The organism is Sphingomonas arvum (genome assembly GCF_026013565.1).
GTDB lineage: Bacteria > Pseudomonadota > Alphaproteobacteria > Sphingomonadales > Sphingomonadaceae > Sphingomicrobium > Sphingomicrobium arvum.
In genome coordinates, this window is sequence record NZ_JAPDOB010000001.1 from 490,879 (window position 1) to 508,345 (window position 17,467).

Genomic DNA, 17,467 nt, shown 5'->3' on the forward strand with positions numbered 1-17,467 from the left:
CCGTGAGCCGTTTGACAGCGGGCTGGCGCATCCAGCGGAGGGTGGTCAGCGCTCTCATGCTCCGCGAGCTGGTGACGCGGTTCGGTCGTGAGAACATCGGGTTCCTATGGATCATGGCGGAGCCGCTGCTGTTCGCAATGTTGGTTGGCCTGCTCTGGCGGTTCATGAAGGGGCCAGAGGAGCATGGCGTCAGCGTTATTGCGTTTGTAGCAACCGGGTACATCCCGCTGACTCTATTCCGGCAGTCGCTGCAGCGATCGGTCAAGGTCTTCAGCGTGAACGGAAGCCTCCTCTACCATCGCCAAATTCAGGTGCTGGATTTCATTCTCGTTCGGTTTCTAGTCGAAATGGTAGGCGCGATGATGGCCTACTTCTTCATCGCCGTACTGCTGATCACGGTGGGCGAATTTCCGGTACCGGCTAACCTCGGCATATTTCTTGTCGGCTGGTTTTACTATGCATGGTTCACCCTGGCTCTGGTCCTCTGTTTGGCTCCATTGTCTGAGAAGTCGGAGATTCTGGAAAAGTTGGTGCCCCTTACTACCTACATCGCCATTCCATTCTCGGGCACCTTCAACATGATGTCGTGGCTGACGCCGCCTGCACAAGCTGTGCTGTGGTACTCGCCGTTTGTGCATGCCATGGAAATGATGCGTGACGGCATTTTCGGAAATCGTGTAGATGCCGAGTGGGGGCTGACTGTGCCGACCGCGGCCTGTCTTTCGTTGACGCTACTCGGGCTCATCCTGTGCCAGCGCATCCGGCGGCACCTGGTGATCGAATGATTATCTGCGACGAGATTACCAAGTGCTATCCGATGGGGGCGGGCCGTAAGCACGTGCTCCGCGGCCTGAACTTGGCCATCGGGAAGGGTCAGCGCATCGGATTCCTGGGCCGGAACGGCGCTGGGAAAACTACCATGATCAAGCTGATCGGAGGCGTCGAGCTTCCTACATCGGGGAAGATCACGCGTCAGATGACTGTGTCATGGCCACTTGGCTTTGGCGGCGGCTTCCAAGGGAGCCTCACCGGCTACGATAACGCCCGCTTCATCGCCCGCATCTACGGACACGATTATCGCGAGCTGAAGGACTTCGTAGAAGATTTCAGCGAGCTCGGGGCACAGCTTAAGATGCCCGTTAAGACCTACTCCTCGGGTATGCGTGCGCGTCTTGCCTTCGCGTTATCGTTAGCGATCGAATTCGATTGCTATCTTATCGATGAAGTTATCATGGTCGGAGACCACAACTTCTACGAGAAATGCCACTACGAGTTGTTCGAGAAGCGTCGTGATCGATCGCTTATCTTCGCTTCACATAGCGCCGATCTCGTAAGAGAGTTCTGCAACGGAGCGGCCATCATCCATGAGGGCAAGGCGACGATGTACGAAGATGTTGGGCAAGCGCTCGAAAGGTACAATCAACTTTAACGCTCAGCCCTGCCGATACGCCCGCCCCTCGCGATGGCCGTGCCGGCGATAGTGGCTAGCGGCGTCCATGCCCGATGCCGCCACGTCCGGATTAAGCTGGTAGTAAGCGGCTGGATCAAAGTCTTCCGGGAGTGCGCCAAGATCTTGATCGCGGCCATGATCTGATCGCTTTGATCGCTGCCAAGGCCAACGCCGTCGGCGGTCTTGGTCGAGCAAAGCTTGCCGGCGCGCTTCCGCGAAGTCCTCATTGAGAAAGCGGTTCCGCTGCAACTCGCCAGTGGCAACGTTTGTGATCTCCCGAAGATCGAGGAAGCCGGTTGGCTCGTCCGAATGACCGGGCGTGTAGTAGACGCAGTCGTCGAAATAATAGTGGGTCACCTGCGACCAGCGCGTGCGGGTTCCATCGTGCTGCCGGCTTCCGCCATGCAGGAGGTTGGCGGCCCAGATCAGCGCCTGGCCCTTGCGCGCGCAGAACACCTCCTGCTCCGTGCCGGCCGCAGTCAGCATCGCCGTCCAGGCGTTCTCGAAGGGAGTTTGGGCCGACTGAGCGCGACTGCCCTGCGCCCGTCGGCCGATCATGAGATTGCTGAGCACCGGCCATTTGTGTGACCCCGGCGCATAGGTGAGAGGGCCAGCATCCGGGTGCACGTCCTCCATCGCCAGCCACACGCCGCACATGAACCGCTCGGGAATGCTGGAGAAGTGGTTGGAGTCGCTGTGCAGCGCCTGCTCCGTGCCAACGGGAAAATTAAGGGTCTGGAACGGGATTGCCGCGCGCCCGTAGAGGCGGCCGAGGAGCCGGAGCAGCTCGGGGTTGGCCGCGATCGCGCGGACGTCCTCGTCCTCGCGCCAGGCATCCTGAACCCGGCGGTTCGCGCCGTTGTTCTTGATCGACTGCCGATCGTCCAAATCGATCCCGAAGCGCGGGGCGAACTTGCGCAAGACTCGTTCGATCCGCTGGTCGATCTCGGGGTCTGGGAAGTCGATCACTGCGAACCCGCGCTCATGAAGATCAGTCGCGATCCGCCGCTCCTCGTCCGTCCAGTCCGGACTCTGCACCAGGAGGTTGAAGATCGGCGATTCGACCAGCGGAATGCCGGGCAGGGGGTTCGAGACGGGCACTGACGGCTTATCCAACATTCACGGAGAAGGTCTCGCTATATCGGTCAAGATCGGGGTTGTGTAGCGGATCCATGTAGGTTCGCGTTCCCCAGCGTTCTTGGAACACGCGGAGCTCCCGCAGGTAACGGGCGGAATGTTCCGGCGCCAGGTCATTGCCGCGCGACTTCGACTCGTAATGATACAGAATGGCATGGGGCGTGTAGACGTTTCGCCACCCCCTCTGCTGCAGCTTCAGGCAGAGGTCGACATCGTTATAGGCGATGGCGAGCTGAGCTTCGTCGAGGCCGCCAACGGCTTCGAACTTCTCTCGCGCGACCACCAGGCAGGCGGCGGTTACGGCACTGACATACTGCGCAACATGGGGTTGCCGAAAGTACCCAGGGCGGTTGGCGGCTAGAAAACGATGAGCATGGCCGGCTGCTTCGCCCATCCCGACGATTACCCCGGCATGCTGGATGGAGCCGTCCGCGTACAGGAGCTTGGCTCCTACCGCCCCGACCTCCGGCCGAACAGCGTAGCGCATTAGCTCGGTAAGCCACTCGGGAGTGACGACCTCCGTATCGTTATTGAGAAGGCAGATGAACGAGCCGTGGGCTTGCTGGACGGCAAGGTTGTTCAAAGCTGAATAATTGTAAGGGGCGTCCGATCGGATCACCCTGACATTCGCGCGCCGGCCCAGCTCCGCCATGTAGGTCAGGGTCGCCTGATCCTTGCTGCCGTTGTCCACTATCAGGATCTCGAAAGGTGCGTAGTCGGTGCGTGCGAGCACGCTTTCGACGCAAGCTGTCAACAACTCGACCTTGTCACGAGTCGGGATGATGATGCTGACGAGAGGGTGAGGGGGTTGCAGCTGCCAGCGAACCCGGACGGTGTTGTGCGGTCCGGTGCCGACCTCCGCTTGCGAGCCAAGCTGATCGCCGATCATCGCGGCGCGCGCGGCCGACGAGAGCTCCGCACGGTGCGCGACCTTCACCAGAAGAGCCGGGACGTGGATAACCGTGCTGCTCGGCACTTCTGTCGCAAAGAACAGGATGTCACTGGCGGCGAGGGGCTCCCCGGACGGGGGCAGTCTGGCCAGGGTCGATTGAACCAGCGACGTCTTGATGGCCATTGCTGATGACAGGTAGTCGAGCGCCAGGAACATCTCGCGATTCCACTGCGGCTTCAACCAGAGCCGGGGCAGGCTTGCGTCGGCGTGCAACTGCTCCTCGTCGCCGAACAGAATGTCGGCCGCAGGATTCTCAATAATGGCCTGTGCAACCCGGAACAGGGCCGGCGGCAGCAGCTGATCCCCGGCGCGCAGGAAGAAGACGTGGTCGCCCGTGGCAGTCGTAACCGTACGGGCCAGGTTCTCGGCCGTGCACTCCAACTGCTCGCATGCCTTGTAGGCCTGGCTAACTACCGACTCTCGGGAGCCGTCGAGCGAAGCGGGTGAGCAATGGTCGACTGAATGGATGACGATCGTGATCCGCGGCTGACGGTGCCAACCGGCCACCTGCGCCAGTTCGGCTGGCGGTACGCTGGCCCTGCCTTCACGCCAGAGCTCGCGGGCGAGCGGCAGCGGCCTTACAGCATCCCGCAGACGGTGCCGAGCCCGCACCCGCCTTCCGGTCACTTGCCAATAGGCAGCTTCGAGTGCCTTGGTGGGACGCAGCGGCAACAGACGCAGGAAAACTTTCCAAAACGGATCCAAGGTGTGCGGCTTCTCTCGAGCTAGTCGCAGCTAAGTGACTGCTGTGGCTGGCTTCGTGCCCTAGCAGGCGAGTTGTTGTAACAACAGCGGTCCCGAGTTGCGCGCCGTAGCGAGTGGGTGATAGAGCGGCCAGCAATAATCCGGCCGTAAGCTAGGTCTTTGTTAAATATGTGGATATCGAAACAGCGAACTTCGGCTCGCTCTCTGAAGCTGGGCATCGCGGTGCTCGGCGGCCTCATGCCGGCAGGCTGCGCTGGCCTGCCGAGCAGCGGCCCGACGGGCGCAGTGATCCGGAAGGGCGCCAGCGCCGAGCAGGCGCCGTTTGCCTACACGCTCGTGGAGGTTGTCGACGCAAGCGCGCTTCCGGCGGCGGCGCCGTCTGTGGTGACAACCCTTCCGGTGGCCCTGCGCCGCCCGACCGACCTGTTGGGTCCGGGGGACGTCATCAACGTCACGGTCTACGAGGCTGGAGTGACGCTGTTTGGCGGGTCGGCGCTAGCGGGGGCCGCCGGTGCGGGCTCCACGATCGGATTGGACCCACGGTCGAGCGCCGAGCGGCTGCCGACCATGCGGATCGACGACAGCGGCTATATCCGTGTGCCGTTCGTCGGGCGGGTGCGGGCGGCGGGGCGGACAGTCGCCGAGCTGCAATCGGCCATCCAGGAGGGGCTGCGGGGCAAGTCGCAGAGCCCGCAGGTCCTGGTCGCGATCCAGGAGTCGCTCAGCAACAGCGTTATCCTGGCGGGCGAGGTTGCACGCCCCGGGCGCCTGGTGCTGGCGACCAACCGTGAGTCGCTGGTCGACGCGATCGCGCTCGGGGGCGGCTACAAGGGTCAGGCCAAGGATGCCGTCGCGCGTGTGGAACGCGACGGCGGCTCGTTCGAAGTGCGCCTGAGCGAGTTGCTCGACCTGCCGGAAGAAGACGTCCGCGTCGCGCCCGGAGACCGCATCACCGTGGTCAGCCGGCCGCAGAGCTTCTCGGTGCTCGGCGCTGCGAACCGTGCCGAGGAAATCAGCTTTCCCCGCTCGAACCTCAGCCTGGCTCAGGCCGTGGCATTGTCGGGTGGGTCAAACCCCAACCAGGGTGATCCAAGCGCCATTTACGTCTTCCGGTTCGTCCCGGGCCCGGACGGGCGCGAGCAGCCGACGGTGTACAATCTGAACATGATGCGGCCCGGCGCTTACCTGCTGTCGCAACGTTTCATGATGCGGGACCGCGACCTGCTGTTCGTCGGCAACGCCCGGGCCAACCAGGTCACGAAATTCGTGCAGCTGGTCAGCCAGCTGTTCGTGCCGGTCGCTACGGTGGGATCAACCGTCAGCGTCGTCCGCTAGCCGGGACCGTCACTGCTTAGCGCCGTCGGCGTGATAGCCTGGCGCTTTGTGCCTGTGCTTGGATTGGAGATTGAAGGATGCAGCTTTGCGGAACGCAGGTCGGCCAGGGTGAGCGGCTGTTCCTGATCGCAGGTCCGTGTGTCGTCGAGAGTGAGGCGCTCTGCCTGCAGGTCGCGGAAGAGCTTCGCCGGCTGGCCGATCGCCTGGAGCTGACCATTGTGTTCAAGGCCAGCTATGACAAGGCCAACCGTACTTCCGGCCAATCCTTCCGCGGACCAGGTGCTGACGAGGGGCTGCGAGTGCTGGAGAAGGTGCGCAGCGAAACTGGCCTGCCGGTCCTTACGGACGTCCATTCGCCCGAGCAGGTCCGGGCAGCCGCGCAGGTTGTGGACGTGCTGCAGACGCCTGCCTTCCTGGCGCGTCAGACGGACCTCATCGAAGCGGCGGCGGTGTCCGGCAAGCCGGTCAACTTCAAGAAGGCGCAGTTCATGGCGCCGGCCGATACCAAGCCGATGATCGAGAAGGCTCGCGCGGCGGCGCGCCGGGCAGGAGTGCCTGACGCCTTCATGCTGTGCGAACGGGGGACCAGCTTCGGCTACAACAACTTGGTGGTTGACATGCGGAGCCTGGTGCTGATGCGCGACGCGGGCTGCCCGGTCGTATTCGATGCCACCCACAGCGTTCAGCTGCCCGGCGGCATGGGCGACAAGTCGGGCGGGCAGCGCGAGTTCGTGCATCCGCTTGCGCGGGCCGCCGTGGCGGTCGGGGTCGATGGCTTGTTCATGGAATGCCATCCCAATCCCGAGCAGGCGTTGTCGGACGGGCCCAATGCGGTGCCGCTGGCCGAGCTTGGCGGGATCGTCGAGGACCTGTTGTCCATCCCTTCGCGCCGTACGTCGTAGTCCGTCGTGGCCGGTTCGCCGGAGCGGCGTTATCTGCTGGATGTATCGCGCCTGGTCTGGCGTGTCTGGCGCGGCGGCCTGCCGACCGGCATTGATCGCGTCTGCCTGGCCTATCTCGAACAATTCGAGGACCGCTCGCTTGCCGTGGTACAGCGCTCCGGCGTCCAGCTGGTGCTCTCCGCAAGCCACTCCGCCTGGCTGTTCCGAATTCTACGGGAAGCGGGGCCTGCCGCTCGCCGCCGGCTGATCATGTTGGCGGCGTCGGCAGGCCCTCGCGCGCTCCGCAGCAAGCCAACGGCTGGCAGCATCTACCTTAACGTCGGGCACACGGGGCTGAACGAGCCCTCCCTTCCTGCGTGGGTGCGCCGACACAGGCTCCGAGCAGTGTACCTCATCCACGATCTGATCCCGCTTACGCATCCCCAGTTCTGCCGGGCGGGCGAGGCCGCCAAGCATGAGCAGCGGATGGACACTGTGCTCAGCAGCGCCGCGGGGGTCATCGGCAACTCGCAAGCAACGCTTGACGAACTGGCCATGTTCGCCCGCGCCCGCGGCGTCGCGATGCCGGCATCGTTGCCTGCGCTGATCAGCGGAATACCGGCTGCGACCAAGGTTCTGCCGCGAATGCAGGATCGGCCGTACTTCGTTACCGTCGGCACCATCGAAGGCCGCAAGAACCACAAGCTCCTGCTTGAAGTGTGGCGCAGCCTCGTCAGCCAGCTTGGGGCAAACGCACCCATGCTGGTGATCATTGGCACCCGCGGTTGGCAGGCCGAGGAGACCTTTGAACAACTGGACAGATTGGGCGATCTGGCGGGTCACGTTTGGGAACTTGGTCGGTGCGGGGACGAGCAGCTTGCTGCCTGGATCGCCGGCGCGCGGGCGGTCCTGATGCCGTCATTTGCGGAGGGCTTCGGCTTGCCTGTGATCGAGGCGCTTCAACTCGGCACCCCGGTGATTGCGACCGATCTCCCTGTCTACCGTGAAATTGCGGGCGAGATCCCGTGCTACCTTAAGGCGGACGACTGCGAGGGCTGGAAGCAGGCGGTTGTTGGCTATTGCACGGATGATCCTGACCGCGTTCGGCAAGTCAGTGCGGCCCAAACCTATGTCGCGCCTTCCTGGCCGATGCATTTCGATCTGGTAGAACGGTGGCTCGACAAGCTCTAGCCACGGCAGCAGCCCAGCTTATAGCTTTGCTCCGGCGGTGCAGCTCATTAAGCGGGCTGGCGTCGAGCGCGACTGGCCAAACTACATAGGACGGGCATGGAATTTCGGACCTTCGACGTGGACGGTCCCGTCGAGATCATCCCAAGGAAGATCCAGGACGAGCGGGGATACTTCTCCGAAATCTTCCGTGCATCCGATTTCATGAAGCGGGTTGGTGACGTCGACTTCGTCCAGGAAAATCAATCGCTGAGCGCACGGGCCGGCACCATCCGCGGCATCCACTTCCAGATTGCACCCTTTGTGCAAGCAAAGCTGGTTCGGTGTACCGCCGGCAAGATGCTCGACGTTGCCGTGGATCTTAGGCGCGGTTCTCCCACTTTCGGGCGCTGGGTCGGAACAACGCTGACCGCCGATGAGAACAATCTTCTCTGGATTCCGGCGGGATTCGGGCATGCCTTCTGCACGCTTGAGCCCAATTCGGTGATCACTTATCGCGTGTCCAACTACTATAGCGCAGAGCATGACAAAGGGGTAGCCTGGAACGATCCTCAGATCGGTATCCGTTGGCCCGAACTGGCTGACCCGGGAACTCTCTCCGCCAAAGATGTGGCTCAGCCGAAACTGGCTGACCTCCCACCTTATTTCACCGTGGAAAAGAACAAATGCGGGTCCTTGTAACCGGGGGTGCAGGCTTCATCGGCTCTGCCCTGGTCAGGCACTTGGTGCTTGAGAAGGGCTATGACGTCCTCAACGTTGATGTGCTGACCTACGCGGGCAATCTCGCTTCACTTCGCTCTGTGGAGGACAAGCCAAACTATCGCTTCCTGCGCGCCGACATCAGCGACGCGGGAGCGATGGCTCGGGCCTTCTCCGATTTTGCTCCTACGCGCGTGATGCATCTCGCCGCGGAAAGCCATGTCGACCGGTCGATCACGGGGGCCGCCGACTTCGTGCAGACGAACGTGCTCGGTACCTTCACCTTGCTGGAGACGGCGCGGGCCCACTGGTTGGCGCTGGACGAAGATGCCAGAGACGCCTTTCGCTTCCTGCATGTGTCGACCGATGAGGTCTATGGATCCTTGGGCGCGGAGGGGCTGTTCCGGGAGGAAACGCCCTATGATCCAAGTTCGCCATATTCGGCATCGAAGGCAGCCTCGGATCATCTGGCGAAGGCTTGGCACCGCACCTATGGCTTGCCGGTGGTAGTTTCCAACTGCTCGAACAATTACGGGCCCTACCATTTTCCCGAGAAGCTCATCCCACTGACGATCTTGAATGCCCTCGCAGGCCAGAAGCTGCCGGTGTATGGCAAGGGCGAGAATGTCCGGGACTGGCTATTCGTCGATGATCATGTGCGCGCGCTGGACCTGATTGCGGAGCGTGGCCGCCTGGGCGAGACCTACAATGTCGGTGGACGCAACGAGCGTCGCAACATCGAGGTAGTGGAGCGGATTTGCGCTGTGCTGGATCAGCTGGTGCCAGCCGAGCGCCCGCGGCGCGAACTCATCGAGTTCGTCAGCGATCGTCCTGGTCATGACGCACGTTACGCCATCGATGCCACGCGGCTGGAAACCGAGCTCGGTTGGCGCGCCCGGGAAGACTTTGACAGCGGCATCGAGAAGACGGTCGCCTGGTACCTTGAAAACGAGTGGTGGTGGGGGCCCTTGCGCCAGAGCTACGCGGGCGAGCGGCTCGGGCTCGTTTCGCCACAGGCGGCCTGACGTCCATCATGCGCGTGGTGGTTACGGGAGCCAAGGGCCAGGTTGCTGCGTCGCTTGCTGAACTTGCCCCGGAAGTCGGCCACGAGTTGGTCGCCATTGGACGGCCTGAACTGGAGCTTGGCGGCGAGCGCTTGGCGATCGCACTGGCACTGGAGCGGGCGCGCCCCGACGTGATCGTGTCCGCGGCCGCCTACACCGCGGTTGACCGGGCGGAGGCGGAACCGGACCTGGCCTTCGCGGTGAATGCGCGTGGTGCGGGGAGCGTCGCCGCTGCTGCCGCGGCCCTCGGCGTGCCCCTCGTCCACCTCTCGACGGACTATGTGTTCGACGGCCGCAAGCTGGAGCCCTACGTCGAGGAGGACCCGGTCGGTCCAACCGGCGTCTACGGGCGATCCAAACTGGAAGGCGAGGAGCTTGTCCGTGCCGCGCACCACGACGTCGCAATTCTCCGCACCGCGTGGGTGTACAGTCCGTTCGGCGCCAATTTCGTGAGAACCATGCTGAAGGTGGCTGAGAGCCGGGACCAGGTGTCAGTGGTGGCCGACCAGTACGGCAACCCGACCAGTGCGCTGGACATCGCCCGCGCCGTCCTGGCCATCGCCGAGCAACTGACAAGGTCGAAGTCGCCGCAGCTGCGAGGGATCTTCCATATGACGGGAAGCGGCGAAGCGAGCTGGGCCGAACTGGCCGACCATGTCTTCGCAGCTTCCGCAGCGCTTGGAGGACCATCGGCCCGCGTCCATCGCATCCCCACCGCCGATTATCCCACTCCCGCTCGACGCCCCAGCAACTCTCGCCTGAACTGCCAACGCTTGAGCACGGCCTATGGGGTGACCTTGCCTGACTGGCATCAGTCAGTATCGGAAGTCGTAAGACGGCTTGTGCAGTCGAATTGATCAAGAAGGTACTGGAGCAATGAAGGGAATCATTCTCGCGGGCGGAACCGGTTCGCGACTTTTCCCGATGACTCTCGCCGTCTCCAAGCAGTTGATGCCGGTTTATGACAAGCCGATGATCTACTACCCGCTGACCACGCTGATGCTGGCCGAGATCCGCGAGGTGCTGATCATCACCACGCCGCAGGACGCGGCCTCGTTCCAGCATCTGCTCGGAGACGGGTCGCAGTGGGGCATGGAGTTGAGCTATGCCGTGCAGCCCGAGCCCAGGGGTCTGGCGCAGGCGTTCACGATCGGCGCAGATTTCGTCGGCGGGAACCCGTCCTGCCTTATCCTGGGCGACAACATCTTCTACGGCCACGGCCTCTGGGACCTGCTGACCTCGGCTCGCGCCGGTCCGAAGGGGGCAACGGTGTTCGCCTATCAAGTGGCTGATCCGGAACGCTATGGCGTAGTCGAATTCGACAGCAGCATGCGTGCGCTCAGCATTGAGGAGAAGCCGGTCGTCCCGAAGTCGAAATGGGCCGTCACCGGCCTCTACTTCTACGACGAGCAGGTCGTCGACATCGCCGCAGACATCAAGCCGTCCGCACGGGGTGAGCTGGAGATTACGGAGGTTAATCGCGCGTACCTCGAGCGGCAGCAGCTGAGCGTCGAGACCCTGGGGCGCGGCTTTGCCTGGCTCGATACCGGTACCCCCGACAGCCTGATGGAAGCGAGCGAGTTCGTCTCCACCCTGGAACGCCGGCAGGGCATGAAGATCGCTTGCCCCGAGGAGATTGCCTGGCGGCAGGGCTTCATCGACGATGCTGGTCTGCAACGGGCTGCGGAGCGCCTCGGCAAGAGCGATTACGGAACCTACCTGCGTCGCTTGCCGGAACTGAGCTGAGGCGTGGCTGTCGCCATTTCAGGCCTTTGAGAATGAGCCGGTGGTTCTCCATGCCTACCGCGACCGCCGCCTCATGCTTCCTGAGGATGCCGCCCTTCCCGGGAGCGACGGTCAGCCCCTTGTTCCGGCCCGGGATCGCAGGGAGCGCGTCCGACGAAGAGCTTGACGAACTCGCCATGCAGTTCAGGATCGACAGGGTGGGGGGCACCTATTGGGCGGCTCAGCCTCGGTTGCCCGCTAGCCCTTATACGTTGGTGAGACTGCAAGTCAGCGACGCCTTGACGTCGCTCGCCGAACGCGTCGGCGGTCAGCTTCTCTGCTGGGCGGACCGGGCCGAAGGCATCGCCTCCAGGACGGCGCGATGCGCTTGGGTCACCGGAGATTGCGATCCGTGGCACCTGCTCTCAGCAGCGGACGCTGTCTTCTGCAGCCCTGCTGACGAGCTGGTGCTGGTGGCCGGTATCCTTGGAGTGCCCGTCGGCATGCAGGGCGATGACGGCAGCTTGGCTGCTCCGCGACTGCTTAGAGCCGCGGAGGTGCGCGAGCTCCTGCGCGAGCGCCTGCTCGACGACCGTCAATTCATCGATCCGTTCTCCGGAGCGCCCGTCGGCGCGCCGGCCATCGCCGCCCTGTGCGCTTCGTGGCGCCGCCTGATCGACAGCAACCGTGACTTGGCGGGCGCATTCGGGTTTGCCCCGTGGAAGCGTAAGACCACCGAGGCCCTGCTGTGGGGCGGCTCGGCAGCGGTGGCGTTCGACCCGCCGGCGGAACGCCTTCCGCCAGGGTCCACGGCGGCTATCTGGGTGGCCCGAACGGCTCCCGAGACGATCGGGGCGCTGGATCGACGAGGCGTCAGCCTGGTCGACGTGGAGGATGGCTTCATCCGCTCGGCGGGCCTCGGGGCGAACTGCGTTCCTCCGCTCTCCATTGTGGTGGATCGCTTGGGCGCTCATTTCGATGCGCGGACTGAAAGCGAACTGGAGCGGCTGCTGCAGGAATCCGAGTTCGCCCCTCCATTGCTCGAGCGGGCGGAAGCCGTCCGCCGCGAGATCGTCGCTAGAGGCCTCAGCAAGTATGATGTCGGCCAAATAGCGATGGAGCGCCGGGGTGCGCGGCGCCACATCCTTGTTCCGGGGCAAGTCGAGGACGATCGCGCAGTCCTCTCCACTCCAGGCGAACCGCTCGCGAACCTGGCGATGTTGCGTCAGGTACGAGATGCGGCGCCCAATTCCTATCTGATCTACAAGCCGCATCCGGACGTCGAGGCGGGCCACCGCAAGGGTGCCATCCCTGATGATGTCGCTCGAACCTTGGCTGACGAGATCGTGCGGGACCAGAGTATCACGTCGCTCATCGCCATGGTCGACGAAGTCCACGTCAACAGCTCGCTGGCCGGGTTCGAGGCTTTGCTGCGCGACAAGGCCGTTACTACGTACGGCGTGCCCTTCTATGCCGGCTGGGGACTGACTACCGATCGCGGAGTGGTGCCGGAACGACGCACTGCCAAGCGGACATTGCCCGAACTCGTGGCTGCCGCCTTGTTACTCTATCCTCGCTACGTCGATCCGGTTACTGGTCTACCGTGCTCAGCGGAAGTGGTCATATGGAGGCTGTCCGAGCCCGGGCAGATGAGCGGTCGGAGCCCGCTGATTTCGTTGCGGCGCCTGCAAGGCCGTTTCAAGAAGGCCGCGACGTCCCTGCTGTCCAGGCGGCGGTGAGCGAACGCCGGGCGTACCTACTTCTTCAAGGACCGCCAGGTCCCCTGTTCAAGCGGCTTGGGCAGGCACTCGAAAAGCGTGGCCATGCCGTTCACCGCATCAATCTTAGCGGCGGTGACCGTCTGGATTGGCCAAACGGGGCGATCGACTACCGCGGCAGGTTCTCCGGCTGGGCGGTATTCGTAGACCGGGTCCTTCGCGACAAGGGCATCACAGACATCCTGCTCTACGGGGATTGCCGCCCTTACCATCTCACCGCCCATCGCATCGCGGCACTCAGGAACGTTCGGACCCATGTGCTGGAAGAAGGGTATATTCGACCGCACTGGATGACGCTGGAGCCAGACGGAGTGAATGCGCGCTCATCGCTGAGCCGCAGCAAGGGCTGGTTCCGGCGCGAAGCGGAGCGGCTCGAGCCGGAGCCTGACTTCAACCCGATCACATCGGATTTTCGCCGCCGCGCCCGGGATTCCTATTGGTATTACCATCACATTATCACCGGCCGGTGGCGGTACCCGCACTACCGTTCTCATCGGCCGGGCTCCATCGTGATGGAGGGCCTGGGTTGGCTCTGGAAGTTCGCCAATCAGAAGCGAGCGGCCGCACAGGCGGAGGAGGTGCTGGCGGAGATCAAGGGCGAGCCGTTCTTCGTCTTTCCACTGCAGCTGTCGGGCGACTACCAAATCCGTGCGCACAGTCCGTTCCGCGACATGCAAAGCGCGGCGTCCTACGTGATCGAGAGCTTCGCCAGGAACGCTCCTGCTGATCGCCACCTGCTCCTGAAGTGCCATCCGCTTGATTGCAGCTTTTTCAACTGGACGCAGTTCGTTGAGACCTTGGCCGAGCGCTGTGACGTGGCCGGCCGCCTGCACCTTATCGACGGGGGCGATCTGGAGGCGATCACTCGGGACGCCGAGGGGCTGGTCTGCGTGAACAGCACATCCGCGACCCTGGCGTTGGCTCAGGAACGGCCGGTCTGCACCATCGGCGAGGCAATCTACGACATCGGCGGACTTACGCACCAAGGCCATGTCGACAGCTTCTGGAAGTCGCCGCAGCCTCCCGAGCCGGGGCTTTATGATGCGTTTCGGCGCGTTCTAGTCGATCGCTGCCTGGTGCGTGGTGGTCTGGCCAGCGAGTCCGCAGTCGATATCCTGGTTCACTCCTTGATCGATCGTCTCAACGCCTGACAGTTAGGTGCGGGACCGAGTGTAGCCCTGCGTGCAAGCTTCGAGACTTACTTAATTTCGATCGCTGATCCGACGTTAGCCGGTCATCCTCTTGACCTATCCTTAACCATACGGGGTCGACATGATCACCGCAAAATCGGTCTGGTTTGCCTGACCTGCGTTGATGAGGTTTCCAAATGGTCGACATTCCCGCGAGCACAAGCACAACTGCGAGAATCAACGTCGGAGGGACATTGTCCGACGTCCTTGAAAGTCCTGCAGATCACGACTGGTTTCGAATTCAACTGACCGCCGGCGACGCGGTCGTTATCACGCTGAATGGCGCGGGCGGCGCCCCGCTCGCCGACCCATATCTACGTCTCGTTGATTCGTCGGGAACGGCGATCAAGGCGAACGACGACGGTGGCACGGGACTGAACTCGCGTCTCGTATTCACGCCTACTATCACCGGCACATACTTCATAGACGTTGGATCATACGCCAACCAGACAAGTGGTACGTACGAGCTCTCGGTGAGCCGCTACGTCCCTCCACCGTTATGGACGCTCGATCAGATCGCGAGCGAGCTGGTTACTGGTTACTGGGGCGGAAATGGACATCACTTCGGCCTGACTGCTGAAGCAAGTCTGACCGTGAACCTCACGGCACTGAACCCGAACGGGCAAGCTCTGGCCAGAGCAGCGCTGGGCATGTGGTCAGACGTAAGCGGCCTGCAATTCGTGGAGGTAGTGACAGCCGGTCAGATCATCTTCAGCGAGAACGGAGATGGTGCTTTCACCACTTCAGAACCCGCTGATGGCATCATAACAACATCGCGGGTGAACGTTTCGACTCAGTGGCTGATCGAAAATGGAACGGGCCTCAATAGCTACTCATTCCAAACATACCTGCACGAGATCGGTCATGCACTAGGACTGGGACATGCCGGCGACTATAACATAGAAGCAACTTATCCAGACGATGCCCTTTATCCAAATGACAGCTGGGCAAACAGCGTTATGTCATATTTTGGACAGGCCGAGAACGACTACTTCAACGACCTCGGCTTTACGCAGAACTATGTCGGATCGCCAATGGGCGCCGATATCTTGGCAATTGCCAGCATCTACGGCTTATCAACCAACGTTAGAACGGGTAACACAACTTACGGCTTCAACAGCAACGCAGGACGTGAAATATTCTATTCAGATCGTTACCCCCAGGCGGCGTACACGATCTTCGACAATGATGGCACGGATACGCTCGACTTCTCAGGTTTCTCCAGCGCTCAGGTCATCAATCTGAACGCCGAAAGCTTCTCGAGTGTAGGTGCCAATGTCGGCAATGTTTCGATCGCGCGGGGGACGGTGATCGAAAACGCTATAGGCGGAGGTGGCGACGATACGCTGATCGGCAACTCGGTCGCCAATCTGCTGAATGGCGGTCCAGGAGCAGACACCATGTCCGGCGGCGCCGGCGACGACATCTTCATCGTGGACAATGCGTCCGATGTAGTTATCGAGTTGCCGGCCGGAGGCCGTGACGAGGTCCGTGCTAGTGTCAGCTACGCCCTACCGTCACTGGCGGATGTCGAGTTGCTTCGTGCGCTCGAACCGTCGTCAACGACTAGCCTGATCCTGACCGGGAATGGCCTTGGCCAAACGCTGATCGGCAACTCAGGCGACAACATCCTCAAAGGGCTCGATGGCGATGACATCCTCATCGGCGGCGCTGGTAAGGACTGGCTTGAAGGTGGCTCTGGCAACGACACGTTCATGGACACGAAAACGGGCCTGAACGGTGATCGTGTTGCAGACTTCAAATTCGGTGATCGGATTGTCTTTACGGATGCTACAATCGCGAACTTCACGTTCAGCATCACGGGATCTACGCTGGCCTACTCTGGCGGTAGTCTCTCATTTGGCTATGAACACAGCAGCAAGTTCGTTGCGAGTGCGGCCGCAAATGGCGGCGTCGAGTTGGTGATATTCAACCAGTTCGCCAGCCCGGGCAGCGTTCTGTTGAGCAACTTCGCCGTTGGTGCGGGTGGCTGGGCTAGTCAGGATCTATACCCTCGGCACATTGCGGACGTGAACGGCGACGGCTCCAATGACATCGTGGGGTTTGGTCAGGCGGGCGTCTGGGCGTCCTTCGGCTCGGCCAGCGGCAGCTTCACCGCTGCTGTCCTAGTCGGGTCTACCTTCGGACAAACGACGGGTTGGGCAAGCGATAACCAATTTCATCGCGAACTAGCCGACGTCAATGGCGATGGCCGCAGCGACATAGTCGGCTTTGGCCTCGCAGGCACATACGTCTCGCTTGCTAAGGCGGACGGCTCCTTCGCCAACCCCATGCTGGGGCTTACGGACTTCGGTACTACCCAGGGGTGGGCGACGCAGGAGGGCTTCGCGCGGATGGTGGGGGACGTGAACGGCGATGGAAAGGCCGATGTCATCGGCTTTGGCCGCGCTGGCACCTTGGTCTCAATAGGCAATGGCGATGGCACCTTCCAAAATCCGACGCTCGCTCTTGCCAACTTCGGCGTCGAGCAGGGCTGGACCAGTAATAATGCTCTGCACCGGACGGTCGCTGACGTGAATGGTGACGGCGCCGATGACATCATCGGTTTCGGCTATGCTGGCACCTTCGTTGCGCTCTCCAACGGCAACGGCACCTTTCTCCCGCCTCAGTTGGCAGTGAACAATTTCGGCAGGGACCAGGGCTGGGCAAGCCAGAACGGCTTTGCTCGCGATGTAGCCGACGTAAATAGGGACGGTCATGCAGACATCGTGGGGTTTGGTGTTGCCGGTACCTATGTTGCCTACGGACAAGGCAATGCGTCCTTCTCAGCACCCACCTTCGATGTTGAAGGGTTCGTTGCAAGTCAGGGCTGGACCAGTGACGCCACCTATCATCGAGAAGTTGCTGACATCAATAATGATGGCATGAATGACATCGTGGGTTTCGGTTTCGCCGGTGTGTACGTAGGGTACAGCCAGGGTGCTTGGCTCGTCTGACCTGTTGGAGATTGCCCGTTCGGCAGGGTCAGCGATCCAAGGTTCTGACAGGAAGGTGGAACCCTTATATTTGCAGATCGACGATGGGCACCTACTCCGGCCACTGCTGGGGTAGCGGCCTTCCGCGTCTGACCTGCGTCGATCAACCAGAGCGAAGTAATCTGTCCTTCCAATCGGCGCGCGCGTCGTGCGTACATTCTGTAGGCTGGTGTTCGAGAGGACTCGCGAGCGGTTCGCCGCTCCAGTATGCGGTGGTAAGTCGGCCGTTTGCTCTCCATCCGCTCAAGCGCGACACGGACGTCTCAGCAATCGCGGTCTGACGACTAGCCCCGCAGTGATGCGCTCGCAGCCACCTTTTTTCCGCGGTTAGGACCGGGCGCCGCTTGCGTGTGGGTTGAACCCAACG

Annotated in this window: 14 protein-coding genes; 12 read left to right on the forward strand and 2 right to left on the reverse strand. The window is 62.1% G+C overall.

Annotated elements, in window-relative coordinates; genetic code table 11:
• The first annotated feature begins 2 nt into the window (after positions 1-2).
• Both OMW55_RS02455 and OMW55_RS02460 read left to right on the forward strand, forming a co-directional pair.
• On the forward strand, positions 3-785 hold the full coding sequence (locus tag OMW55_RS02455) for an ABC transporter permease (protein WP_264880554.1): 783 nt from the start codon (positions 3-5) through the stop codon (positions 783-785).
• A gap of 32 nt (positions 786-817) precedes the next feature.
• Positions 818-1,429, forward strand: a complete 612-nt coding sequence (locus OMW55_RS02460) for an ABC transporter ATP-binding protein (RefSeq protein WP_407822116.1) — start codon at positions 818-820, stop codon at positions 1,427-1,429.
• A gap of 3 nt (positions 1,430-1,432) precedes the next feature.
• Here the strand turns inward: OMW55_RS02460 and OMW55_RS02465 are convergent, their stop codons facing one another.
• Both OMW55_RS02465 and OMW55_RS02470 read right to left on the reverse strand, forming a co-directional pair.
• On the reverse strand, positions 1,433-2,551 hold the full coding sequence (locus tag OMW55_RS02465; protein WP_264880556.1) for a phytanoyl-CoA dioxygenase family protein: 1,119 nt from the start codon (positions 2,549-2,551) through the stop codon (positions 1,433-1,435).
• Between the two features lie 7 nt (positions 2,552-2,558).
• On the reverse strand, positions 2,559-4,244 hold the full coding sequence (locus OMW55_RS02470) for a glycosyltransferase family 2 protein (protein ID WP_264880557.1): 1,686 nt from the start codon (positions 4,242-4,244) through the stop codon (positions 2,559-2,561).
• A 222-nt stretch (positions 4,245-4,466) separates the two neighbouring features.
• Here OMW55_RS02470 and OMW55_RS02475 point away from each other — a divergent pair, with 222 nt between their 5' ends.
• The 10 genes from OMW55_RS02475 (at position 4,467) to OMW55_RS13825 (ending at position 17,061) form a co-directional block, all read left to right on the forward strand.
• Positions 4,467-5,579, forward strand: coding sequence for a polysaccharide biosynthesis/export family protein (locus OMW55_RS02475; RefSeq protein WP_264880559.1), 1,113 nt, complete (start codon positions 4,467-4,469; stop codon positions 5,577-5,579).
• 77 nt (positions 5,580-5,656) lie between these two features.
• The gene (gene kdsA / locus OMW55_RS02480) at positions 5,657-6,481 is read left to right on the forward strand and encodes a 3-deoxy-8-phosphooctulonate synthase (protein WP_264880561.1); all 825 of its coding nucleotides are present in this window, start codon (positions 5,657-5,659) and stop codon (positions 6,479-6,481) included.
• A gap of 6 nt (positions 6,482-6,487) precedes the next feature.
• Positions 6,488-7,651, forward strand: a complete 1,164-nt coding sequence (locus tag OMW55_RS02485) for a glycosyltransferase family 4 protein (protein ID WP_264880563.1) — start codon at positions 6,488-6,490, stop codon at positions 7,649-7,651.
• A 96-nt stretch (positions 7,652-7,747) separates the two neighbouring features.
• Positions 7,748-8,329 (forward strand): dTDP-4-dehydrorhamnose 3,5-epimerase, encoded by a 582-nt coding sequence (gene rfbC / locus OMW55_RS02490; RefSeq protein ID WP_264880564.1) that lies wholly within the window; start codon positions 7,748-7,750, stop codon positions 8,327-8,329.
• Complete coding sequence (rfbB, locus tag OMW55_RS02495) at positions 8,314-9,372, forward strand: dTDP-glucose 4,6-dehydratase (protein ID WP_264880566.1); 1,059 nt, start codon at positions 8,314-8,316, stop codon at positions 9,370-9,372. The genes rfbC and rfbB overlap by 16 nt, the downstream gene beginning before the upstream one ends.
• An 8-nt stretch (positions 9,373-9,380) precedes the next feature.
• Complete coding sequence (rfbD, locus tag OMW55_RS02500; RefSeq protein ID WP_264880568.1) at positions 9,381-10,268, forward strand: dTDP-4-dehydrorhamnose reductase; 888 nt, start codon at positions 9,381-9,383, stop codon at positions 10,266-10,268.
• A 19-nt stretch (positions 10,269-10,287) separates the two neighbouring features.
• Positions 10,288-11,157, forward strand: a complete 870-nt coding sequence (rfbA, locus tag OMW55_RS02505) for a glucose-1-phosphate thymidylyltransferase RfbA (RefSeq protein WP_264880570.1) — start codon at positions 10,288-10,290, stop codon at positions 11,155-11,157.
• A gap of 452 nt (positions 11,158-11,609) precedes the next feature.
• Positions 11,610-12,875 (forward strand): capsular polysaccharide export protein, LipB/KpsS family, encoded by a 1,266-nt coding sequence (locus OMW55_RS02510; RefSeq protein WP_264880572.1) that lies wholly within the window; start codon positions 11,610-11,612, stop codon positions 12,873-12,875.
• Positions 12,761-14,065 carry a capsule biosynthesis protein gene (locus tag OMW55_RS02515; protein ID WP_264880574.1) on the forward strand — a complete coding sequence of 435 codons (1,305 nt, stop codon included), beginning with the start codon at positions 12,761-12,763 and terminating at the stop codon, positions 14,063-14,065. The genes OMW55_RS02510 and OMW55_RS02515 overlap by 115 nt, the downstream gene beginning before the upstream one ends.
• A 176-nt stretch (positions 14,066-14,241) precedes the next feature.
• Positions 14,242-17,061, forward strand: a complete 2,820-nt coding sequence (locus OMW55_RS13825) for a M10 family metallopeptidase C-terminal domain-containing protein (protein ID WP_319950648.1) — start codon at positions 14,242-14,244, stop codon at positions 17,059-17,061.
• Positions 17,062-17,467 lie beyond the last annotated feature (406 nt).